The 21,989-nt window shown below is 62.4% G+C and carries 23 protein-coding genes and 1 pseudogene; 17 read left to right on the top strand and 7 right to left on the bottom strand.

Features of this window, described 5'->3' with window-relative positions:
- Window positions 1-300: a BufA1 family periplasmic bufferin-type metallophore gene (locus ACVW1B_RS24795; protein WP_038377692.1), complete on the bottom strand. Its 300-nt coding sequence runs from the start codon at window positions 298-300 to the stop codon at window positions 1-3.
- Window positions 301-690: 390 nt separating this feature from the next.
- On the opposite strand from ACVW1B_RS24795, the pseudogene ACVW1B_RS24790 reads away from it, so the two are divergent.
- Window positions 691-2,737: pseudogene (locus tag ACVW1B_RS24790) on the top strand (adenylate/guanylate cyclase domain-containing protein).
- Between the two features lie 268 nt (window positions 2,738-3,005).
- Here ACVW1B_RS24790 and ACVW1B_RS24785 read toward each other — a convergent pair.
- Together ACVW1B_RS24785 and ACVW1B_RS24780 are read right to left on the bottom strand one after the other, a co-directional pair.
- Complete coding sequence (locus tag ACVW1B_RS24785) at window positions 3,006-4,160, bottom strand: patatin-like phospholipase family protein (protein WP_456822323.1); 1,155 nt, start codon at window positions 4,158-4,160, stop codon at window positions 3,006-3,008.
- 66 nt (window positions 4,161-4,226) lie between these two features.
- Window positions 4,227-5,051: a 3-hydroxybutyrate dehydrogenase gene (locus ACVW1B_RS24780; protein ID WP_253607386.1), complete on the bottom strand. Its 825-nt coding sequence runs from the start codon at window positions 5,049-5,051 to the stop codon at window positions 4,227-4,229.
- 167 nt (window positions 5,052-5,218) lie between these two features.
- On the opposite strand from ACVW1B_RS24780, the gene ACVW1B_RS24775 reads away from it, so the two are divergent.
- Complete coding sequence (locus tag ACVW1B_RS24775; RefSeq protein ID WP_310881918.1) at window positions 5,219-6,118, top strand: LysR family transcriptional regulator; 900 nt, start codon at window positions 5,219-5,221, stop codon at window positions 6,116-6,118.
- Window positions 6,119-6,151: 33 nt separating this feature from the next.
- Here the strand turns inward: ACVW1B_RS24775 and ACVW1B_RS24770 are convergent, their stop codons facing one another.
- Window positions 6,152-6,859 carry a peroxiredoxin-like family protein gene (locus tag ACVW1B_RS24770; RefSeq protein WP_225645767.1) on the bottom strand — a complete coding sequence of 236 codons (708 nt, stop codon included), beginning with the start codon at window positions 6,857-6,859 and terminating at the stop codon, window positions 6,152-6,154.
- A 510-nt stretch (window positions 6,860-7,369) separates the two neighbouring features.
- Here ACVW1B_RS24770 and ACVW1B_RS24765 point away from each other — a divergent pair.
- The 14 genes from ACVW1B_RS24765 (at window position 7,370) to dhaK (ending at window position 19,985) form a co-directional block, all read left to right on the top strand.
- Complete coding sequence (locus tag ACVW1B_RS24765) at window positions 7,370-7,861, top strand: cupin domain-containing protein (protein ID WP_225159961.1); 492 nt, start codon at window positions 7,370-7,372, stop codon at window positions 7,859-7,861.
- 109 nt (window positions 7,862-7,970) lie between these two features.
- Window positions 7,971-9,188, top strand: a complete 1,218-nt coding sequence (locus tag ACVW1B_RS24760; RefSeq protein WP_310881839.1) for an MFS transporter — start codon at window positions 7,971-7,973, stop codon at window positions 9,186-9,188.
- Window positions 9,189-9,847: 659 nt separating this feature from the next.
- Window positions 9,848-11,206, top strand: a complete 1,359-nt coding sequence (locus ACVW1B_RS24755) for an ABC transporter substrate-binding protein (RefSeq protein WP_456822322.1) — start codon at window positions 9,848-9,850, stop codon at window positions 11,204-11,206.
- Window positions 11,207-11,276: 70 nt separating this feature from the next.
- A complete protein-coding gene (locus ACVW1B_RS24750) occupies window positions 11,277-12,251 on the top strand; it encodes a carbohydrate ABC transporter permease (protein WP_310881838.1) in 975 nt (324 codons plus the stop codon).
- Window positions 12,248-13,225, top strand: coding sequence for a carbohydrate ABC transporter permease (locus ACVW1B_RS24745; RefSeq protein WP_456822321.1), 978 nt, complete (start codon window positions 12,248-12,250; stop codon window positions 13,223-13,225). Before ACVW1B_RS24750 ends, ACVW1B_RS24745 begins: the two co-directional genes overlap by 4 nt.
- A complete protein-coding gene (locus tag ACVW1B_RS24740; RefSeq protein ID WP_057021016.1) occupies window positions 13,222-13,440 on the top strand; it encodes a hypothetical protein in 219 nt (72 codons plus the stop codon). Before ACVW1B_RS24745 ends, ACVW1B_RS24740 begins: the two co-directional genes overlap by 4 nt.
- A 4-nt stretch (window positions 13,441-13,444) precedes the next feature.
- A complete protein-coding gene (locus ACVW1B_RS24735; protein WP_253607392.1) occupies window positions 13,445-14,542 on the top strand; it encodes an ABC transporter ATP-binding protein in 1,098 nt (365 codons plus the stop codon).
- Window positions 14,535-15,560 carry an ABC transporter ATP-binding protein gene (locus tag ACVW1B_RS24730; protein ID WP_076823867.1) on the top strand — a complete coding sequence of 342 codons (1,026 nt, stop codon included), beginning with the start codon at window positions 14,535-14,537 and terminating at the stop codon, window positions 15,558-15,560. Before ACVW1B_RS24735 ends, ACVW1B_RS24730 begins: the two co-directional genes overlap by 8 nt.
- Window positions 15,561-15,581: 21 nt before the next feature.
- On the top strand, window positions 15,582-16,205 hold the full coding sequence (gene dhaL / locus ACVW1B_RS24725) for a dihydroxyacetone kinase subunit DhaL (protein WP_253607393.1): 624 nt from the start codon (window positions 15,582-15,584) through the stop codon (window positions 16,203-16,205).
- Window positions 16,202-16,594 carry a dihydroxyacetone kinase phosphoryl donor subunit DhaM gene (dhaM, locus tag ACVW1B_RS24720; protein ID WP_028163196.1) on the top strand — a complete coding sequence of 131 codons (393 nt, stop codon included), beginning with the start codon at window positions 16,202-16,204 and terminating at the stop codon, window positions 16,592-16,594. Before dhaL ends, dhaM begins: the two co-directional genes overlap by 4 nt.
- 31 nt (window positions 16,595-16,625) lie before the next feature.
- Window positions 16,626-16,928 carry an HPr family phosphocarrier protein gene (locus tag ACVW1B_RS24715; RefSeq protein WP_253607394.1) on the top strand — a complete coding sequence of 101 codons (303 nt, stop codon included), beginning with the start codon at window positions 16,626-16,628 and terminating at the stop codon, window positions 16,926-16,928.
- A gap of 1 nt (window position 16,929) precedes the next feature.
- Window positions 16,930-18,549 (top strand): phosphoenolpyruvate--protein phosphotransferase, encoded by a 1,620-nt coding sequence (gene ptsP / locus ACVW1B_RS24710; RefSeq protein ID WP_456823065.1) that lies wholly within the window; start codon window positions 16,930-16,932, stop codon window positions 18,547-18,549.
- Window positions 18,542-18,964, top strand: coding sequence for a hypothetical protein (locus tag ACVW1B_RS24705; protein WP_253638989.1), 423 nt, complete (start codon window positions 18,542-18,544; stop codon window positions 18,962-18,964). The genes ptsP and ACVW1B_RS24705 overlap by 8 nt, the downstream gene beginning before the upstream one ends.
- 37 nt (window positions 18,965-19,001) lie before the next feature.
- Complete coding sequence (gene dhaK, locus ACVW1B_RS24700; protein ID WP_456822320.1) at window positions 19,002-19,985, top strand: dihydroxyacetone kinase subunit DhaK; 984 nt, start codon at window positions 19,002-19,004, stop codon at window positions 19,983-19,985.
- An 87-nt stretch (window positions 19,986-20,072) separates the two neighbouring features.
- Here dhaK and ACVW1B_RS24695 read toward each other — a convergent pair whose 3' ends face one another.
- The 3 genes from ACVW1B_RS24695 to ACVW1B_RS24685 form a co-directional block, all read right to left on the bottom strand.
- Window positions 20,073-20,513, bottom strand: a complete 441-nt coding sequence (locus tag ACVW1B_RS24695) for a hypothetical protein (RefSeq protein WP_456822319.1) — start codon at window positions 20,511-20,513, stop codon at window positions 20,073-20,075.
- A 107-nt stretch (window positions 20,514-20,620) separates the two neighbouring features.
- Window positions 20,621-20,791: a hypothetical protein gene (locus ACVW1B_RS24690; protein ID WP_225645778.1), complete on the bottom strand. Its 171-nt coding sequence runs from the start codon at window positions 20,789-20,791 to the stop codon at window positions 20,621-20,623.
- Window positions 20,792-20,836: 45 nt separating this feature from the next.
- Window positions 20,837-21,028: a hypothetical protein gene (locus tag ACVW1B_RS24685; RefSeq protein ID WP_092085983.1), complete on the bottom strand. Its 192-nt coding sequence runs from the start codon at window positions 21,026-21,028 to the stop codon at window positions 20,837-20,839.
- A gap of 24 nt (window positions 21,029-21,052) precedes the next feature.
- Between ACVW1B_RS24685 and ACVW1B_RS24680 the strand changes: the two genes are divergently transcribed.
- Complete coding sequence (locus ACVW1B_RS24680; protein WP_229158057.1) at window positions 21,053-21,988, top strand: helix-turn-helix transcriptional regulator; 936 nt, start codon at window positions 21,053-21,055, stop codon at window positions 21,986-21,988.
- Window position 21,989 lies beyond the last annotated feature (1 nt).

Genomic DNA, 21,989 nt, shown 5'->3' with positions numbered 1-21,989 from the left:
CTAGACCGGCTTGAGCGATCCGGTCTTCCCGTTCGGAAGCTGGATGCTGGTGCAGGTGCCGCCCTGCACGAACTTCCACGCATTGCCCTGAAAGTCGACCGTCGAGGTGCCTTGGCAAGTCGTGCCGGGGCCGGCCGCACAATCGTTCTGGCCCTTCAGCGCGACGCCGAAGCACTTCTCCTTGTGGGCCGCGGTCGCTGCATCCGCCTCGGCCTTGGTGAGGGGAGCGGCGGTGGCAAGGGTTGCAAGCGCGGTCGAAACGGCGCCGGCAAGGACAAGCGAGCTGATGACATTCTTCATAGATCTCTCCACATCGTTATTTTGCGTCGCCTCCTGAGGCGTCGGGGGCGCATCGAAAGGTTCGTTCCGTTCGCTGCCGCCGTTACGGTTTTGGCAGCTCACGAATCCGTGACTTCGCTGCAGGTGTCCCGCAAATGGCTCTTGTGCCGTCTGCGTGCCGATCAAATACGCTGACATCGACCGGAGCCTCCAATGCCTTGTCGCTATGGAAACCGGGCGGGTCGAGCATTGGCGATGGCGACGCTCCGCCTGTCATAATTCCGAGACGTAACAATCTGCCGGACGCAAGCGTATCGCCATCAAGCTCTCCGACCGCCGGCGAAGGCCAACATGAACGCCTTTGAACGCTCAAGCGCCCTCGAACGACCGCGGTCACCGTCTTCGGCGAGGATGCTGACGATCAGCATTCGTCTTGCCGTCTCGGCGCTGGTCCTTACGGCGATCCTGCTCACCGCAGCAGCCTCGAGCCTGCTCTGGTGGCGCACGGCCGAATCGATCAGCCGGCAGCTCGCCTCGACGATCAACGAACAGATCGTTGCTGCCGTTCGCAAAGAGGTGTCTGCGATCGTCAATGAAGCGCGCACCGCCCACACTGCCGTGCGCACGCTGTTCCTGCAGAACGTGCTCGATACCCGCGAGGCCGACAAGCGCGAGTTCGTGTTCCTATCACAATTGCAGTCGCAAGCGACGATCTCCTGGGTCGCCTTCGGGTGGCCCGACGGTTCCTTCTTCGCCGCACATAAGCTCGGTGACGGTCACCTCGAGATGATGGAGATCTCGAAGATCGACCATGTCGGCCAGCGCCGGATCGACGAATATCAGGTTATCCCCGGCGACATCGAATTTGAATCCCGCCGTTTCGAACCCACAGACTTTAGCGTCACGATGCAGGACTGGTTCAAGATCGGCATGGAGGCCAAGGGCCCGCAGTGGTTTGGAGTCGTCGACCATCCGATCGGCCCGCGCCCATCGATCGCCTTCGCGGGGCCGATCGATGTCTATCAGGAACGTCAGGGCGTCCTTGCGATCATCATTGAATACACCAGGCTCTCCCGTTTCCTCGCCCAGCTCGAGGTCGGCCGCACCGGAACGGCTTTCATCCTCGGTGCCGGCGACGAATTGATCGCGGCTCCCGACAAGAACGCCGACGAACTGCATCCCGCGCACAGCCGGATCGATCTGTTGCCGTTGGCGCGCATGGCTCTGACACTGGCCGGCGAGGAAGGTCGCAAGGAAGCCTGGCGGCGGCGGCTTACCCTCGATGGCGCAGCCTATGAGGTTGGGCTGACGCCCCTACCATTTACCGGCTGGTGCCTGGCGACCGTGATCCCTGAGGCTGAGTTTCTTGGCCCGGTCGAAACCACGTTGCGACGGCTCATCATCGGTCTTGCCATCGGTGCGCTGCTCGCCGCCCTGTTCTCTGCGATGCTGGCGCGGTCGGTGATCGCCGCACCGCTCGCCCGTGTGGTCGGCGAAATCCGACATGTGGAAAGTTTTGCGCTGGACCAGGTGCGCCGCCACCCGTCGCGGCTCGCCGAGATTTCGAGCCTTTCGGGCGCGATAGCCGAGATGGCGCAGGGCTTGTCTGCTTTCCGCAAATTCATCCCGGCCGATCTGGTCCGGTCGCTCCTTCGCCAGGGCATCGAGGCGAAACCTGGTGGCTCGATCCAGGAGCTGACGGTAATGTTTATCGATGTGGCCGGCTTCACCGGGCTTTCCGAGCGGATGGGGGATCGCGTTGTGCCGCTGTTGTCGCGATATCTCGATGTCGCCTCCGAAGTCATCGTCGCCCACGGCGGCACCATCGACAAATTCATTGGCGACGCTGTGATGGCATTCTGGGGCGCGCCGACAGCGCAGGCCGAACATGCCCTGCTCTGTTGCCGTGCAGCACTCGTCTGCCGCCAAAGCATTGAGGCCGCGGGCGTCAGGGACGACCAGGGCCATCCCCTGCAAATCCGGATCGGCATCAATTCCGGCCGCATGCTGGTTGGCAATGTCGGCTCCGAATTGCGGCTGAACTATACCGTGATTGGCGATGCCGTGAACGTGGCGAGCCGCCCTCGAAGGCGCCAACAAGCACTATGAGACGCAAATTCTGATCGGCGCCGAGACCAAGCGCCTGGTTCAGGGGGCCATGATCACACGCGAGATCGATCGCATAGCCGTCTACGGCAAGACAGAAGGCCTCGCCGTGCATGAACTGATCGGTTCGGCTACAGGCGACGCTTACCCGGCCTGGATCATCGATTACGAACAGGGACTGCTTCAGTATCGCAAGCGCGACTTCGCCAGCGCCGTACGCTGCTTCGAGGCTGTGTTGCGCCAGCGTCCTCACGACAGGCCGACTGAACTGATGCTCGACCGCTGCAAGCTCCTCGAGCAGTCGGGTGTTGACGACACGTGGTCACCTGTCGTGACACTTCAATCGAAATAGCCGACCCGCCGGCACCAGACAGACGACCGGATGCTGCCCATGCTCGAAAGCGGCAGCATTCGATATCGAAGAAGGTGCCGGCCCGCTGGTCAATCCTGAGTTCTGGCGGGAAATACCCTATCCGTGGGCTGTCGGTTCGCTTGTCCACGAGGCGATGAGATCGGCGTGGCTAGGTGAGGTCCCTCTTGCCGACAAGGCTCTCTTCGCTGCGGAAGCTGGATCGGACGAGTAATTCCCCCATCGCGCAATCCTGTTCCTGGCGCGCACCTTATTCCGCCGCCACCGGCATCAATTCCATCTGCTCATGCAGGATCACGCCCGACAGCGGATCAAACTCGCCAACCCACGGCGCGTGTTCAAGGGCTGCTCTCGTGTGCGAGTAACCAGCGTCCCACCGCTGCATGATGCCGCGCGGGCTGAAATCGATGTCCTTGGTGTGGGTTTCGCGATCAAGCTGCGGCGCAAGCAGACGCACGACGTGCATGCGTGTCTGACAGCCGTAACCGACCAGTTCGCGCACCTCCGGGGTGTTGCGTTCGCTGTCGGGCAGCCGTTTGGCCAATTGGTTGATGATGTGACGCAACCGATGCGCCTGCTGCTGGCGTGCGATGTGGCTCATGATGCGGCTGGAGTATTGGACATCCTTGTGTCGATTCAGCACCTCCGCCATCGTGGTCGGCTCCAGGCCTGCAGGATTCCACAGATGGACAGCGAAGATCAGCGAGTTCTTGCGGGGATTGTCATCGAACACGACTTCAGTCGGCGTGTTGGACAGAATACCGCCGTCCCAATAGAGCTCGCCGTCGATGCGGACGGCGGGAAAGGCCGGCGGCAATGCGCCGGAGGCCATAATATGCCTGATGGTGAGCTCCCCGTCGCGGCTATCGAAATAGTGCATCTGGCTGGTCCGCACGTGGGCGGCCCCGACCGTCAGGCGCGGCGAACAGCTATTGAGTAGCTTGACGTCGACGAGTTCGCACAGGGTCTGCTCCAGTGGCGCGGTCGAGTAATAGCCGGCCCGTTCGGCACCCAGCGGGTAGCTGTCACCCGCATGAGCAAGGGCATTTGGACGAAAAAAGCCGGGAATTCCGTGGGTGATGGTCGCCCAGTAGGATAGCCGGTCATTGAAGTCGGGAAAGGCCGTCCGGATGTTCCAGACCGGATTTTGCTCCATCCGTTTCCAGAACTCTTTCAGGCGTGACAGCCGGTTCTCGACCGGATTGCCGGCGATGAGGCTGGCATTGATGGCGCCGATCGATGTGCCGATGATCCAGTCCGGCTCTATGCCTGCTTCGTGCAAGGCTTGATAGACACCTGCCTGGTACGAGCCCAAGGCGCCGCCGCCTTGCAACACCAGAACGACCTGGCCGGGGAGATCCTTGGCCAGCCATTTGATATTTCGCGACGAAGTTCTGTCCTGCATGTTGTGCTCCCATTCCGGCCTGGTCTAATATTCGCAAGCGCGCCCGGCTCTGTTACGAGCGTCGTCTCAATGTGCTGTCCAACCGCCATCGACCGGCAAAGCAATTCCGGTAATCGACGCGGCTGCTTCGCTCGCCAGGAAAACCGCCAGCGCACCGATCTCCTCGACTGTCGCAAAGCGCTTATTCGGTTGCTGGGCTAGCAGCACGTCGCGGATCACCTGATCCCGAGAGATTCCATTCGCCTTGGCTTGTCCATCGATCTGAGCTTCGACCAGCGGGGTATAGACATAGCCAGGGCAGATGGCGTTGCACGTAATACCTTCCTCGGCGATTTCGAGCGCCGCTACCTTTGTCAAGCCGACAATGCCGTGTTTGGCGGCGACATAGGCCCCCTTGAACGGCGAGGCGACCAGCCCATGCGCAGATGCCACATTGATGATGCGGCCGAATCCTTGTTTGCGCATCGCCGGCAGTGCCAGCCGCGTGGTGTGGAACGCGGACGATAGATTGATCGCAAGGATCTGATCCCATTTTTCGACCGGAAACTGGTCGAGCGGTGCGACGTGCTGAATACCGGCATTGTTGATGAGAATGTCGAGCCGACCAAAGTCGGCCAGCGTCACCGCGACCATCTCGGCGATCGCATCTGGCGACGTCATATCGGCCGCTGAATAGCCGACCTTGACGCCATGATCGGCTTCTATCGCATCCTTCGTCCTGGCGATCTCGGCCGCGGCTCCGAAGCCATTCAGCATCACGTTTGCGCCAGCCGCGGCAAGCGCGCGGGCGATGCCAAGCCCGATCCCGCTGGTTGAGCCGGTCACCAGGGTTACTCTGCCATCGAGCATTCTTGCGTCCATTGCGGCATGCGATTTGATCTGGACATTCATCTTCTGAATCCCGCTTGCGTCGTCGGTGGTATCCGACGATCGCCAAAATCTGCATCGCAAAATGGATTCACGGAAATACCCTTTGACTTCCAAAACCATAGGTGCGCGCTATGGCCGCCTTGGCCCTCAATCGGCTAGACTGTGAGCCGGATCAGGGGAGTTCGGCCATGGAAATGCATCAGGTTCGGTACTTCCTCGCGGTCGCGCGGACGCTCAACTTCACGCGTGCTGCCGATGAGTGCAATGTCACCCAGCCATCGCTGACGCGAGCAATCAAGCAGCTCGAGGCAGAGCTTGGCGGCGACCTGTTTCGCCGCGAGCGTCCGGCCGGATTGACCGAGCTCGGTCAGCGCATGCACCCCTTGCTGAAGCAATGCTACGAGGCCGCCGCCGGCGCGCGCTCGCTCGCCTCGTCATTCAAGAGCGGCGAGATCGGCGCGCTGAGAATCGCGCTCACCCACTCGATCGATCTGTGTCTGCTGATTCCCTTCCTCGATCAGATCAAGCGCCAGTTCAATCGGCTGGAATTCCGTTTTCTCCGTGGCAATGGCCGCGAAGTCGGAGACATGCTGAAGAAAGGCGAGGCGGAGCTAGGAATTGCAGCTGAGCTCGACCCGAATTGGGGGCGGCTCGACACCTGGCCGCTATTTACGGAGGACTTTCAGCTCGTCGTCAACGCTGACCACCGGCTTGCCGATCAGGACAGCATCGACCTCGATGATCTGCGTTCCGAACAGCTTTTGTCGCGTGGATACTGCGAGTATGGCCCGCGCTTGAACACCGTCTTGCGAGAGCACGGCATAGACGTCGATCATTGCCACGAAATCTCGAGCGAGCGCGATCTCATTGAGCTGCTTGAGGCCGGTATCGGCATCGCCGTGGTTCCTGACACCTCGCGGATACCGCAGACGCTCAAACGTACCTCGGTCGAGGGACTCGATGCCCGACGCACGGTCAATCTCTACGGCGTCGCCGGTCGCGAGCGAACTGCGGTCGCATCTGCCGTCATGCGCATGCTGCGTGGCACGGATTGGCGGCAGTTTTTGGAGAAGAGCCGAGCCGCGTGAGAGTACCAATGCACGCGGGTCGCCCGGAAGCGCCTACCTCGCGTCCTTCAGAGCTCCGAGTAGATCCTCGATCGCCATGCGGCGCCGGAAGTCGGGATCAACAAAACGCGTTTTGACGATGCCATCGCATCCGATCACAAAGGCCGCAGGAATCGGCAACACCCAACCGTCGTTGCCGTGAAAGCTCGGCATGTCGAGATAAGAGAGAAGCCGCTCAATCTCTGCACCAAGCCAGATCGCCAGGTTGAGGGACAGCGCATAGCCATTGTCGAGATCGGTCAGCACTGGAAACGGTGCTCCGGCTTCGGACTTGAATTCTGCCGCATATTCCTGTGTCTCGGGCATGACGGCGACGACGTCCGCCCCCAGAGCCTTGATGCGGTCATAGGCCTTGATCACGGCCCTGACATTGAGTCGGCAATACGGGCACCAATGGCCGCGGAAAAACATCACCGCCACCGGGCCTCGCTCGAGCAGAGAGGGCAAGGCGATTAGGCGACCGCTTTCGTCGGGTAGCACGAAAGGTGGCATCGGCTCGCCAGGACGCGGCGCGTTTTCGCCGCCGCCATTTTCGTTGACCCTGATAACGAGGCGATCGACTGCGTCGCCATAGGCCGGAAAGATTTCCCGGCCTGCTGCCGCATAGGCTTGGAGCTGCTCGTTGAGAGTGCCTTCCATCTCCCGGCAGCGCTGAAAGGCGACCTTGAGCCGCTCGGCGTCGGCTGGGGAAAGCGATGTCATCCCTTGCTCCCGTATGTTTGACCTTCAGATGGCAATTCCTGCGCGGACCGCCCACCAGAGGCGCCTTTGTCTCCGCCAGGAGCATTGCACAAAGCACGATAGCATTGGGCTATCGATATCAGAGCGGGCCCGCATTTCGTGTTGGACGCCTGAGCGGGGATGGCCGTCCCCCGAGGGGTTTTCTATGTCCCGCTATAACGTACTGTGAATTGGCAAATTCGCTACCGTTCCTTTCCTGATGTCCATCGTGGGCCATGCCGGTCATGAACTTGGAGATATGTTCGGCCTTGCAATGAAACTCGGCACCCGCGGGAGCGAGCTTCGTGACCACATCTCCGCCTGTCCGACCTTCGCGTCCGACATCAAGCACATGCTCGGCCGCGCTTGAGTCGCATAGCTCGCCGCTATCGACTCAACAGCCAACCGGCATTTCCCGAAGCAAGGGCCTTGCGCGATGCTCCTGACACGCCGGCCAGCCTTTCGGGGCCGCGACATCAAGGAGACAACAACATGTTCAATGACATCGCAACCTCGCGCAAGATCCGGCGAGCTCTCGGCGTCGCGAGCGCCATTGCCATTTCGCTCGCGACAGCATCCGCGGCTTTCGCCGGCGAATGTCCCGCCGACAAGATGAAGGCCAATGCCCGCTCGATGGTGGACTACAAGCCGGTTGGTGTTACCGACGTGACGCTTGGCTCCATCGATCTCGGCAAGCAACCCGCGCATATCGAGGGACGCGAACTGCGCTTCCGCAAGCTGACCATCGAGCCCGGTGGCATCGTGCCCTGGCACAGCCATGACGATCGGCCGGCGCTGATCTTTGTCCAGCAGGGCGAGGTCGTCGAATACGCCAGCAACTGCGTCGACCCAATTGTGCACAAGGCAGGTGACCTGCGACCGGAGGTCTACGGCACCTCGCATTGGTGGAAGAACCTCGGCAAAGAGACCGTCATTCTCTATGTCGGCGACGTTCGCAAGGATCCGACTGACCACAACATGTAACGAGTGCTCCAGCCCCACGCCTCGTTACCGGATGTGACGACCCGGGAGCCACGTGTTGGCCCCGCACGCCCGGGCGTCACATCCCCCTTCGATCACAGGAGCTGCGGCGATGACTGATATGCCGATGGAAGTCACAGCAAAACCAATGCAAGAGCACGGTCATTCGACCGGCGTGGCGCTGCGATCTCTGGTGATCGGCCTCACCGCATTCCTGACCGTCGTCGACCTGTTCGCAACGCAAGCAATTCTGCCAACTCTGACGCGGCACTACGGCGTCACGCCCGGTGCGATGGGCTTCGCCGTCAATGCCAGCACGATCGGCATGGCAGTCGCAGGACTGGTGGTCGGATCCTTCAGCCCGCACATCGATCGCAGGACCGGCATTCTGGCAAGCCTGCTTCTGCTCGCGATTCCGACGAGCTTGCTTGCCGTCGCACCGAACCTTGCCGTCTTCACCATTCTTCGCATCATGCAGGGCCTCTGCATGGCGTCAGCCTTTACGTTAACCCTTGCCTATCTGGGCGAACAGTGCAGCGCAATGGATGCTGGCGGCGCCTTCGCCGCCTATATCACCGGGAACGTCGCAAGCAATCTGATCGGACGTCTCATCTCGGCGTCCGTGTCCGACAATCTGGGCCTGGCGACGAATTTCTATTTCTTTGCCGTGCTCAATCTCGCAGGCGCGCTGCTGGTCTACTTCACAATCAAGCGCGTCCAGCCCATGCACTCCATCGGCCCGGCACAATCGCCACTTTCGGCAATGATAGAGCATTGGCGCGATCCGGCGCTACGCGCGGCCTTCGGCCTTGGCTTCTGCATCCTGTTCGCGTTCATCGGCACCTTTACCTACGTCAACTTCATCCTGGTCCGCGCCCCACTGTCGCTCGGTATGATGGGGGTGGGTTTTGTCTATTTCGTATTTCTCCCCTCCGTCGTCACGACGCTGCTGGCTGGCAAAGCGGTGGCACTGTTCGGTATGCGCCTAACACTTTGGGGCGGTCTCGCTATCGCCGCTCTAGGCCTGCCACTGATGCTCTCATCGCACCTTGCGGATGTGCTCGCGGGGATGGTGCTGATCGGGGTCGGCACCTTCTTTGCGCAAGCCTGCGCCACAGGCTTCGTCGGGCAGGCGGCGCGAACAAACCGCGGGGTTGCCAGCGGCACCTACCTTGCCTGCTATTTCTTCGGCGGCCTGGTCGGCAGCGCGGTGCTTGGTCAATTGTTCGATCATTTCGGATGGGCGGCCTGTGTAGCAGGCGTGGGTGTGGTGTTGGCATTGGGGTGCATTTTGACCGCAAGCCTCAGGATCCCGGTGTCCGGTCGATAACACGAGTGGTGGGCCCGGCAGGACTCGGACCTGCAACCAGACCGTTATGAGCGGCGCAACAAGATCGGCTTCGTTGATCTTGCTGCACCATGCTTGAGTTCGATGGCGTTCGTCGCGCTTTTGGTGAGGTCGTTTTCTGGCGCGAAACCGGTGCGGTTCGCGGCAATGGCGGATTTCGGCCGAAGCTGAGGCTGCTCGCGCGCCCAATCGCTTTGTTGAACGTTCAGTAAAGTCGCATACTAAACATGCTGGCTGCGGCTGACCTTCCGGCTTCCCTGTTATCGGGACGGACCGAATTGCGTCCTCCGGACCAGGTCGGCAATCGTTGTTCGCCGCATTCGCTGCAATTATGGGGAAATTTGCTGCATTGCAAACGTCGACGCTTGCGCGTGCGAGCGTCGGGAATATTTTCGCCAAGGTCGCGAGAACCGGCTTGACGGGCCAAAAAATTTAGTACTACGTTTAGTAATACAAAAAACTAAACATCGCGCATCGAGCGCCGATGTGCAGGAGGAGCCCAAGCCATGCCGGAGCCGTCTCCGGCAGCGGTCCGTCTCGTCCTTCACTCATCGCTCCTCAAACTCGGTTTCAGGGTCTTGGCGTCGCTCCGGCAGGGCGCGCTGAGCGGGTTGGACGCTTCAACGAGAGAGGAAACGGATATGCGGACATTCAATTGGCTGAGAAGCTCGGCGGCCACCACGGTTCTCGGGGCGGCGCTGCTGGGGATATTTGGCGGGGGCGAAGCTGCGGCCCAGGGTAAGCAGCTCACGCTGTGCTGGGCGGCATGGGATCCGGCCAACGCGCTGGTCGAACTCGGCAAGGATTTCACCAAGCAATCCGGCATCGAGATGAAGTACGAGTTTGTCCCCTGGACGAGCTACGCGGATCGCTTCCTCAACGAGCTCAACTCCCACGGCAAGCTCTGCGACCTGATCATCGGCGACAGCCAGTGGATCGGCGGCGCCGCCGAGAACAAGTGGTACGTCAAGCTCAACGATTTCTTCGACAAAGAACACATCTCGATGGACGACTTCGTCCCGGCGACCGTTGTCGGCTATTCGCAGTGGCCAAAGAATTCGGCGAACTACTGGGCGCTGCCGGCGATGGCCGACGCCGTGGGCTGGACCTATCGCAAGGACTGGTTCTCGCGGCCCGACATTCAGTCGGCTTTCAAGGCCAAGTACGGTCGTGATCTGGCGCCGCCGAAAACCTATGACGAGTTGAAGCAGATCGCGGAGTTCTTCCAGGGCCGCGAGATCGACGGCAAGAAGGTCTATGGCGCCTACATCTTCACCGAGCGCGGCTCCGAAGGCATCACGATGGGCGTGACCAACGTGCTCTACAATTACGGCTTCAGCTACGACAATCCGAAGAAGCCGTACCAGATGCAGGGCATCGTCAATTCCGCCGATGCGGCCAAGGGGCTGGAATTCTACAAGGAGCTCTACAAGTGCTGCACCGCGCCGGGCATGACCAACGCCTACATGCAGGAAGGGCTCGATGCCTTCAAGTCGGGCCAGGTGGCGATGCAGATGAACTGGTTCGCCTTCTTCCCCGGCCTCTACAAGGATCCGAATGTCGGTGGCGACAAGATCGGCTTCTTCGTCAATCCGGCCGGCCCGAACGGGCACTTCACCCAGCTCGGCGGACAGGGCATCTCGGTGGTTGCAACCTCCGACCGCAAGGACGACGCGCTCGCCTATATCAAGTGGTTCGCGCAGCCCGCCGTGCAGCAGAAATGGTGGCAGATCGGCGGCTACTCGGCGCTCAAGGCGGTGGTCGACGCGCCGGACTTCCCGAAGAGCGCGGCGTTCGCGCCGCAATTCCTGGAGTCGATGGGCATCGTCAAGGACTTCTGGGCCGAGCCGTCCTACGCCCAGCTGCTGCTTGATATGCAGAAGCGGGTGCACGACTACGTCGTCGCCGACAAGGGAACGGCGCAGCAGGCGCTCGATCTCCTGGTCAAGGACTGGACCAAGGTGTTCAAGGAGCAGGGCAAGCAGGTCGCCTCGCAATAGCCCGAACGCCGCGTCCCAACTGAACTGGCTTCCCCGAGGTCAGCCTCGGGGAAGCCGAACCAGCCAGCCGATGGACAAGATGACGACGATCCTGCAACCCGACCATGCTACGATCCCGGGCGTGAGCGAGCCCGCCAAATCCCGCGCCGCGCGCCGCGGCCATGGTCTGTCCGACCGGACCATCGCATGGCTGTTCGTCGCGCCGACGATTGCGCTGCTGCTCGCGATCAACATCTTCCCGCTGGTCTGGATGATCCGGCTGTCCTTCACCAGCCTCAACCTCAGCATGTCCTATTTGCCGCTGCGGTTTGTCGGGCTCGACAATTTCAGCGACATACTCAACGACGAGGACGTCTGGTTCCGGCTCCAGACCACGGCGCAATTCGTGATCTGCTCGGTCGCCTTGCAGGTGGTGGTCGGCTTTGGGCTCGCGCTTCTGATCAACCGTCAGTTCCGCGGCCACAGTTTCTGGACCACGATCATCCTGCTGCCGATGATGCTGTCACCGGCGGTTGTCGGCAATTTCTGGACGCTGCTGCTGCAGCCGCAGATCGGCCCGTTCAACTATCTGATCAGCTTGTTCACCGGTGTGTCGCCGAGCTCTTTCAGCATGACAGGGCAGGTCGCGCTCGCGCCATGGACCATCGTGCTCGTCGACACCTGGATGTGGGCGCCCTACGTGATGCTGATCTGTCTCGCCGGGCTGCGCTCGATCCCGGATTACATCTACGAGGCGGCTGAAGTCGATCGTGCCTCGGCCTGGCGGCAGTTCTGGTCGATCACGCTGCCGATGACGGTGCCGTTCCTGATGCTGGCGGTGCTGTTTCGCGCGATCGAGAACTTCAAGATGTTCGACATGGTCAACCTGCTGACGTCCGGAGGGCCAGGATCGACCACCGAGCTCGTATCGATCACACTGAAGCGCGCGGCATTCGAGAAGTGGCGCACCGGCTATTCCTCCGCGCTCGCCATCATCCTGTTCGTGACCGTGTTCGGGGCCGCCAACATCTACGTCAAAGCGCTCAACAAGGTGAAGCAACGATGACCGCTGCCGTAGCCAAATCCGTCCTGGCCAGATCCAGCGCACACTCGATCGTCGAGGCCTCGCCGCGCACCAAGGCATTCGCTGGCGCTCTCGTCATCCTCTATGCGTTGATCACGATCCTGCCGCTGCTCTGGATCGTCGCCACCGCCTTCAAGTCGCAAAGCGATGCCATCGCCTATCCGCCCAAGGTGATCTTCGAGCCGACGCTCGAAGGATATGTCAACCTGTTCACGGTACGCACCCGCCAGACACCTGATTTCATCGCCAAGTTGCCGCCGCCGGAGACCTGGTATGACAAGCTGGTCCGCAAGCATGACATGGTCATTGCCGGACCGTCCAAAGTCGTCCCGCGCTTCGTCAACTCGCTGATCATCGGGTTCGGTTCGACTTTCCTCGCCGTCTTCCTCGGTACGCTCGCGGCCTACGCCTTCTCGCGCTTCCGCATTCCGTTGGCCGACGATCTCCTGTTCTTCATTCTGTCGACGCGGATGATGCCGCCGGTCGCGGTCGCGATCCCGATCTATCTGATGTACCGGCAGCTCAACCTGACCGACACCAGGCTCGGAATGATCCTGCTCTATACCGCCGTGAACGTCTCGCTCGCGGTCTGGCTGCTCAAGGGGTTCATCGACGAGATTCCGCGCGAGTACGAGGAGGCGGCCCTCGTCGACGGCTACACGCGACTGCAGGCGCTGCGCAAGGTGGTGCTGCCGCAGGCCGTCACCGGAATCGCGGCGACCGCGATCTTCTGCCTGATCTTCTCCTGGAACGAATACGCCTTCGCGGTTCTGCTGACCAGCGGTGAGGCGCAGACCATGCCGCCCTTCATCCCTTTCATCATCGGTGAGGGCGGGCAGGACTGGCCGGCGGTTGCCGCCGCGACCACGCTGTTCGTCGTCCCGATCGTCATGTTCACCGTGCTGCTCCGCAAGCATCTGTTGCGCGGCATCACCTTCGGAGCGGTGCGCAAATGAGCGGTTCAGCTGTTGTTAAGGAGGCCAAGGGAACCAAGGGGACATTGCACCGCTTCTTCAGCCGCGGGCGCTGGGAGGCCGTTGCGATGACTCTGATCGGGGGCGGCATCTTCATGCTGGTGCAGCCCTTCTCGATCGATCTCTACAGCTATTCATTCGTGACGATTCTGGCCGGCACGGTAGGCTTCGTCGTCGTCAGCCACTTTCCGGAATAGGGACATGGCTCAGATCCGCATCGAAAATCTTCGCAAGTCGTTCGATCAGTTCACCGCGGTGGAAGGGTCGACCTTCACCATCGACGACGGCACTTTCTTCGCGTTGCTCGGCCCTTCCGGCTGCGGCAAGACCACCACCTTGCGCATGATTGCCGGCCTCGAGCTGCCGACCGAGGGCAAGATCCTGCTCGACGGGGAGGACGTCACGTTCCACCGCGCCGCCGCCCGCGATATCGCGTTCGTGTTCCAGCTGTTCGCGCTCTATCCGCATATGAATGTCGGGCAGAACATCGGCTTCCCGCTGAAGTGCCAGGGCATGGCGCGGCACGAGATTCGCGAGCAGGTGCAGGAGACCGCGCGGATGCTGCGGATCGAGCATCTGCTGTCGAGCAAGACATCAAAGCTCTCGGGCGGCGACCGCCAGCGTGTCGCGCTCGGGCGAGCCATGGTGCGGCGCCCGAAGGCCTTCCTGATGGACGAGCCGCTGGGCGCGCTGGACGCCGAGTTTCGTCATCTGATGTGCGGCGAGCTGCGCGATTTGCACGATCGCATCAAGGCGACCACGGTCTATGTCACTCACGACCAGCTCGAAGCAATGTCGATGGCCGACCAGATCGCAATCATGAACAAGGGGCGCGTGGAACAGATCGGCACGCCGCAGGAGGTTTATGACCGGCCCGCCAGCATGTTCGTCGCGGACTTCATCGGCTCGCCACCGATGAACTTCCTGCGCTTCGAGGGCGGCCTGCGATCTGGTGACCGGGCGATCAATTTTCACGACACCAGGCTCGTGGTGCCCGAGATCCGCGAGGACCGCGCCAGCGCCGCGCTGGCCCTCGGGATTCGTCCAGAACATATTCGATTCACCGACGCCGGATCCGTTCGCGGCGAGGTGTTCGGCGCGGAATATCTCGGCACGACGCAGATCGTCACAATCGACACCGCCTATGGACGGGTTGCGGCGCGGCTGCCGTCGAGCGCCTCGGTGCGGATCGGAGAGACCGTCGGCCTCGAATTCAACTCCGTTCGACTCTCATTGTTCGATGCCGGCAGCGGCCTTGCAATCAGGACCGCCGGCGAGGAGGGAGGGCGCCATGGTTGACGTCAGCTTGCGCAACATCAGCAAGCGCTTCGGCGCGGTGGAGGCGGTGCGCGACCTCTCACTGACGGTGAACGACGGTGAGTTCCTCGTCCTGCTCGGGCCGAGCGGTGCCGGCAAGACCACGACGCTGCGGCTGATCACCGGGCTCGAGAGCCCCGACGCCGGCTCGGTCATGATCGGCGGGCGCGACGTGACGCATGATCCGCCGGGTTCACGGGACATCGCGTTCGTGTTCCAGCAATATTCGCTGTATCCGCATCTGTCGGTCTATGACAACCTCGCATTCCCGCTGCGCTCGCCGGCACGGCGCGTGCCGGAGCCGCTGATCCGCAAGCGTGTCGAGCAGACCGCGGAGCTCCTGCACATCGCCAGCAAGCTGAATAATCGTGCCACCCGCCTGTCGGGAGGTGAGATGCAGCGGGTCGCGATCGGCCGTGCGCTGGTGCGCGATCCCTCGATCTATCTGATGGACGAGCCGCTGTCGTCGCTGGATGCAAAGCTTCGCGCCGAGCTTCGCCTCGAGCTGAAACGGATCCAGCTCGAGCTCGGCGCGACCATCCTTTATGTGACCCACGACCAGGTCGAAGCCATGACGATGGCGTCAAGGATCGGTGTGATCAAGGACGGCCGGCTGCTTCAGCTCGGCACGCCGAGGGAGGTCTACGAAAATCCATCCAGCAGCTACGTCGCGTCGCGGCTCGGGACGCCCCAGATCAATTTCCTTCCCGCACGGCTGTTATCCGATGTGGCGATACCGCCGGAAACGGAGACGGTCGGCATCCGCACCGAGCACCTCCAGATCGCCGCGCGCAACGGCGGGCAGATGGTCGGTCGGGTGCATCGCGTCGAGCATCTCGGCGAGCAGAATCACGTTCACCTCGACTATAAGGGCGAAACGCTGGTGACGCTGGCGGATCCGCATCAGCCGCTGCGGGCCGGCCAGGAGGTTGAATTGCAACTGGTGCGTCCGCTGTGTTTCGACCGCGCGGGGCAACGCATCGGCGCGATGGTCCAATAGAGGAGCGAGAGGTTCAGATAGATGTCTGTGCAACCGGAGACATTCAGGTCGCTGCTCAAGGCGGCCGCCGAGCAGGTCATCGCCAGCGCGCCGGAGCTCACGAGCCTGGACCAGGCGATCGGCGACGGCGACCACGGGACCAACATGAAGCGCGGCTTCGAAGCCGTGCTCGGCAAGCTCGATGCCATCTCGGCGCAGCCGCTCAACGAGGCATTCAAGGCGATCGGCAAGACCCTGGTCATGACGGTCGGCGGCGCCTCCGGCCCGCTTTATGGCAGTTTCTTTCTCGCCGCGGGCGAGGCGCTGTCGCAAGACAAACACCTGCCTGACGATCTCGCCGACGTGTTCGGTAGCGGAGTGGACGCGGTGAGCGCGCGGGGCCGCTCGCAGGCCGGCGAGAAGACGATGCTCGATGTGCTCGTTCCGGTGCTGGAGACACTGAAAGCGGGCGCCGGCCAGCCCGATTTGATCGCGCGGGTGCGCATCACCGCAGCTGAAGCGGTTGAGCGCACAGTGCCGATGCAAGCCACCAAGGGCCGGGCGTCGTTCCTCGGTGCGCGCAGCGTCGGTCATGTCGATCCCGGGGCACGATCGAGCTGCGTTCTGCTGCACGCTGTGTGCGCTGGCCTGGAGGCGCGGCAATGACCGATACCGTAGGGATCGTGATCGTCTCGCATTCCCGGGATATTGCCAAGGGAACCGCGGACATGGTGCGGCAGATGGTCGGCAGCGAGGTCAAGGTCGCCTTCTGCGGCGGCAATCCCGATGGTGGTCTCGGCACCAGCGTGCCGCTGATCATCGACGCCATCAACGATGCCTGGTCGTCAAAAGGCGTTGCTGTGCTTGTCGACCTCGGCGGCGCCGAGACGAACAGCGAAATGGCGGTCGAAATGCTGGAGCCGGCGCGGCGTGATCTCGTTGTCGTCTGCAACGCCCCGATCGTCGAGGGCGCCGTCATGGCGGCGACCGAAGCTGCGGGCGGCAGCTCGCTGGCCCAGGTCAGGGCCGTGGCCGAGGAACTCTCTGCCGACTGAGCCGGCGGGGAAGCGATGATGGATGATGAGCATGCTTGATAAAGCGGACGAACAGATCTTCACCGGCAGTGTGCGGTTGGTGCATGCGGTTGGCATGCACGCGCGCCCCGCGGTCAAGCTGACCAAGCTCGCCAAGAAGTTCCAGGCGCAGATCTCGGTGCGAGTCGCGGGCGCGCCTGAATGGATCAATGCCAAGAGCGTGGCCAAGATCATGGCAATGCGCGCGGCACACGGCAGCACGATCGATATCAAGGCCTCCGGCAGCGATGCCGAGGTCGCGGTCGCGGCGTTGGTCGATCTGATCGCGAGCGATTTCCCGGATGGAGCACCATAGCATGCAGGGCGGCGCTGCAGGGCTGGCCTACCGCGGCAGGACCGCCTCGATCGGCTTTGCCCATGGCCCGTTCGTCCGTGTCGACGCGGGCGCGGCCGGCGAGCGTGTGGCCGGCACACTGGTCGAGGAGGCGCTGGCCTTGCGCAATGCGATCGACGTCGCGAGTGGCCAGATCGCGGATCTTGCCGCCAGCGCCGGCGGCGAAGCTGCGCAGATCCTCGAATTCCAGGTTGCGCTGCTGGAGGATGAGGATTTGATCGAGGCGATCTTCGCGTCGATCGGCGAGGGACGTCCAGCCGATATCGCATGGCGTTCGACGCTCGACGCGCACATCGCCGACTACAATTCCGCGCCGGACGACTATCTGAAAGCGCGTTCCTCCGATCTTGCGGATTTGCGCGACCGCGTGGTCCACGTTCTGCGTGGCGACCAGGGGCAGCCGCTGAAGGTCCCGAGCGGGGGCGTGATCTGCGCCGACGATCTGCCGCCATCTCGATTCCTCGAGATCGACTGGTCCGGCGGCGGTGGCCTGGCGCTGTTGCGCGGCAGCCCGACCAGCCATGTCGCGATGCTGGCGCGCGCGCGCGGCATCCCGATGGTGGTGCAGCTCGGTTCAATTCCAGACATCGGCACCATGGCGTTGCTCGACGGCGAAGGCGCGACGCTGGAACTCGATCCCAATGCCGAACAGGTCCGTACTTTCGAGAAGCGGCGCGACAGCCATCTCAAGAGCAGGGCATCCGCGCGCGCAATCCTGCGGCGGCCGACAGCCTCCTGGCGCGGCGAGCGGATCAAGCTCTTCATCAATATCCAACGCGTCGAGGATCTCGAGCATGCCGACGCGCAATATGCCGACGGCATCGGCCTGATGCGCACCGAGTTCCTGCTGACGGAGCGTGGTGGCCTGCCCGACGAAGAGACACAGTTTCAGGCGTACGATGCGGTGTTGCGTTGGGCCGGCCAGCGGCCTGTCACCATTCGCACGTTTGACGCGGGCGGCGACAAGCCGGTGCCGGGCTTCACGGTGGACGGCGAAGCCAATCCGTTCCTCGGGGTGCGCGGCCTGCGCCTGTGCCTCGCCCGGCCCGAGATCTTTGCGGTTCAGCTCCGCGCGCTGGCGCGGGCCGCGGTGCGCGGCAATCTCAAGGTCATGTTCCCGATGGTGACGTCCGCCGACGAGCTCGAGGCGGGACGGAAGCTGTTCGCCGCCGCCGTGCAGCGCTTGCAGGCGGACGGCGTTGCCGCGATGCTCCCGGAGCTGGGAATCATGGTCGAAGTCCCGGCGGCGGCCCTTGCGGTATCTAGCTTCAAGGCCGCCTTCTTCTCGATCGGCTCGAACGATCTCGCGCAATATGTCCTGGCTTGCGATCGTTCCAACGGAGCTCTCGCCCCATTGATGGACCCTCTGCATCCCGCAGTGCTCGAACTGATCGCGCGGACCGCGGAGCACGGCCGCCGCGCCGGCATCAGCGTCAGCCTGTGCGGCGACATGGCGGGTGATCCGCGCTGCCTGCCCGCTCTGCTGAATTGCGGACTGCGCGAATTGTCCGTGAACGCCTCGGCGCTGGCGCAGATCAAGCACACCATCGACCGGCTGAGCAGCGGAGGCAGCGTTGGCTGACACGGCGGCCGATGAAGCGCCCGAAGCGGGCGCGGTTGCGGTCTACAAGCGCATCTTCAAGGAAGTCCTTGAGAGCCGCCCGTCCGGCATGCGGCTTCGACTGGCCCATGCCATGGGCAAGAACCGCAGCTTCGTCAGCCAGATCAGCAATCCCGCATATCCGGTGCCGATACCGGTGCAGCATCTCAACACGATCTTCGATGTCTGCCACTTCCCGCCACAGGCGAAGGCAGCCTTCCTTCGCGCCTATGCGCGCGCACATCCGCGCCGCGTCGGCCGGTTGAGCGAAGGCTCGCACGAGCGGACGCTGACGCTGCATCTGCCAGACCTCGGCAGCGCCAAGCGCAACGCCGAGCTCGACACGCTGCTCCAGGAGTTCACACGGCGACTGATTGCCATCATGCGGGAAAAATAGGCGAGAAACGCCAAACGGACGAAGCGGGGAGAACACAATGAAGAAGTTCATCAATGCGGTCGACAACGTGCTCGCAGAGAGCCTCGACGGCTTTGCCGCCGCGCATGCCGACCTCGTCATGCTCGGCCCTGAGCGGAAATTCGTCCGCCGCCGCGAGCTGAACTCGAAGAAAGTCGCGCTGGTCTCGGGCGGCGGCAGCGGACACGAGCCGCTGCATGCCGGCTTCGTCGGCTACAGCATGCTGGATGCCGCCTGTCCCGGCCAGGTGTTCACTTCGCCGACGCCGGACCAGATCGTCGAGGCCGCACAGGCGGTCGCGGGCGATGCCGGCGTCCTGTTCATCGTCAAGAACTATGCCGGCGACCGCATGAACTTCGAGATGGCAGCCGAGATCGCCGAGGGTCGTATCGCCACCATCGTGACCGATGACGATGTGGCGGTCGAGAAGTCGACCTACAGCACCGGGCGGCGCGGCGTCGCCGGCACGTTGATTGTCGAGAAGATCGTCGGCGCCGCCGCCGAGAGAGGCGCCGATCTCACCTCCTGCGTGGCGCTCGGCGAGCGCATCAACGCACAGACGCGCTCGATAGGCGTTGCGCTGACCAGCTGCACCGTCCCGGCTGCGGGCACGCCGACCTTTGCACTTGGTGACGACGAGATGGAGATGGGGGTCGGCATTCACGGCGAGCCGGGCCGCCGCCGCGTCAAGCTTGCGGAGGCCGATGCGATCGCATCGGAAATGACGGCAGCCATCGCCGGCGATCTCGCGGCGCCCGCGGGCTCCGAGGCGCTGCTGCTCGTCAACGGTTTCGGCGGCACGCCGACAATCGAGCTCTATCTGATGTACAACGCGGCGCGCCGGATGCTCGAGGAGCGAGGCCTGCGCATCGCCCGTTCGCTGGTCGGCAGCTACGTCACATCGCTGGACATGGCGGGCTGCTCGCTCACCGTGAGCCTGCTCGACAGCGAGTTCACCGCGCTCTGGGATCATCCCGTGCGCACGGCCGCATTGAAATGGTGACCGCCGTGGCGGGCGGCCGCTGATTTTCAGATTGCGCCCTGACCGACGATGGGCCGGGTCTCAGGCATGCACCGGAAGTCTGCCGGTTCACCCTCCCTGAAACTTGCCGTGCCCTTCGGGCGCGGCATCTTTTTTGCGTGGAGTAGACAGGATCTCCGGCGATCGTGAGTGCCAAGCCATTGATTTATTGCTGGGCCCGGCAGGACTCGAACCTGCAACCATGAACGGGCATAGCGGTTCGGTTGTGAATTTGCCCTTGGATGCTTGCTCCACAATTCGCCTGACGCGGAGCATTTGGACTGTTCGGACGGCGTTAAGAGGCAGCAGAACCGAGTGAAGGATGAGGATTGGATACAAGCCGTCGAAGAACGCGTATGCGATGAACGCGACATTGCTCAAGATGGCCGTGATCCTGAGCTGGAGCATCGTCTTCATGCAAAACGTGGCGAAGACGAGAAGAGATGCGAGATAGCCGGCGGCTTCAACCCAGGACTTCGAGCCGCAAAGCAAAACGTCTGAGCCGCGCATTTCCGCGTCTTTCTATGAACTTGCCCGTGAAGAGCGCGACGACGCCTGCACCTGTGGCTCAACGGGCCTGGATACCGAAGCAAACGCAAAAATCAGATGCTGATCGGCTAGAAGAATCCGGCACTGAGATCCAGCCCATAACTCACCGACAGCAGCCACACCAAGAGGGCGGCTCCACAGAACAACCCGGTCTGCTTGAGGACGTTTGCCTGCAATGACGATGCGGGGAATACCCGGACAAAAGCGTTTGCAATCGCAGCAATTGCAGCGGCGCGCATGATGATCTCCAGGAGTTGGCAAATGGTGCGCCAACAGCGCCTCGATCAGGGAATGTTGATCGCCGGCAGCGGGCCAGTGGGTCGGATCAACGCTTTAGCAGGTTGCTCCTGCGTGAAGGCCGCGAGTGCAATCAAAACGGCGCATAATAGGGCGATGAAAAAGCCGAGACGCCACCGCCGCTCCGTCCGGTCGTCGTCGGGCGTGTCAAGCCGGCGCGCGCCCGTTGCTGTGCGCATCGTTAATCTCCGAATATCGTGACGGTGAGAAGGCCAGTCTTCCCAACACCCGCACTGAATATCTCGCCAGTTGATGCGTCTGGGAACTACCTAGAAAGGTGGTCCGGTGTCTCCTATGCTTGCTCGAAGGTCGGTGACCTGCGCACTCGGTTCGGGGGGGACATGTATCTATCGACGGATTCCACCAATCCGCAGAATCAAGATGTCTATGCACTCTGGGATCGGCTGGCCGAGTTCTCCGTCGGCGACGGCGACGCCGCACTGATACATCTGCTAGCCGCACTGCGTACCATGTTGTCGGCACGCAATGTGCTATGGGGTGTGGTCGTGCGATTGCCTTCGCCGAAGCGGGCCGATCCCTTGCTCGGTTGGCGTCCGCGCCTCGTCCGGGTGCTGGACCCGATACCGGCGGTGGCTGCATCCGTGCAGAAGCAGTTCGATACGCTCTGGTCCCGCGACGTCGACCTGTCTCAGATCCTTTCCATGTCGGGAGATGAGCCGTTCCGCGTCCGCCTGCTGTTCGAAGCGCTGCCGCCGGAATGGTTCGAGGGCGAGCATTATCGGCGGCACTATCTGGACGTCGGCTTCGCCGACAGCATTTCCGTGCGCATAGCGCTCAATGACGACGTGAGGATTCGCCTGTTCGTATTTCGCGATGCGGAGGCCCCTCGCTTCTCGGCGCAGGACGGCCAGCGTCTGGGCTTCGTGATGCGCGGGTTGAGATGGTTTCACCGTCAGCAACTGCTCAGCCACGGCCTGCTCATCGCCAATGCACCCCTGACACCTGCTGAACGCAGGGTGTTGCTCGCACTGCTCGACGGGCACACCGAAAAGCAGATCGCGCAGAGGCTTGACCAAAGTCCGAACACCACGCATTTCCACGTCAAGTCGATCTACGCCAAGTTCGGCGTGCGCAATCGCTCGGCGCTCACCGCGCTGTGGCTCGGCAAGCTGCGATAAC

The sequence above is a fragment of the Bradyrhizobium sp. USDA 4502 genome (assembly GCF_054063355.1).
The sequence above is the reverse complement of the archived record's forward strand: the minus strand, read 5'-3'. Positions and strand labels throughout refer to the sequence as shown.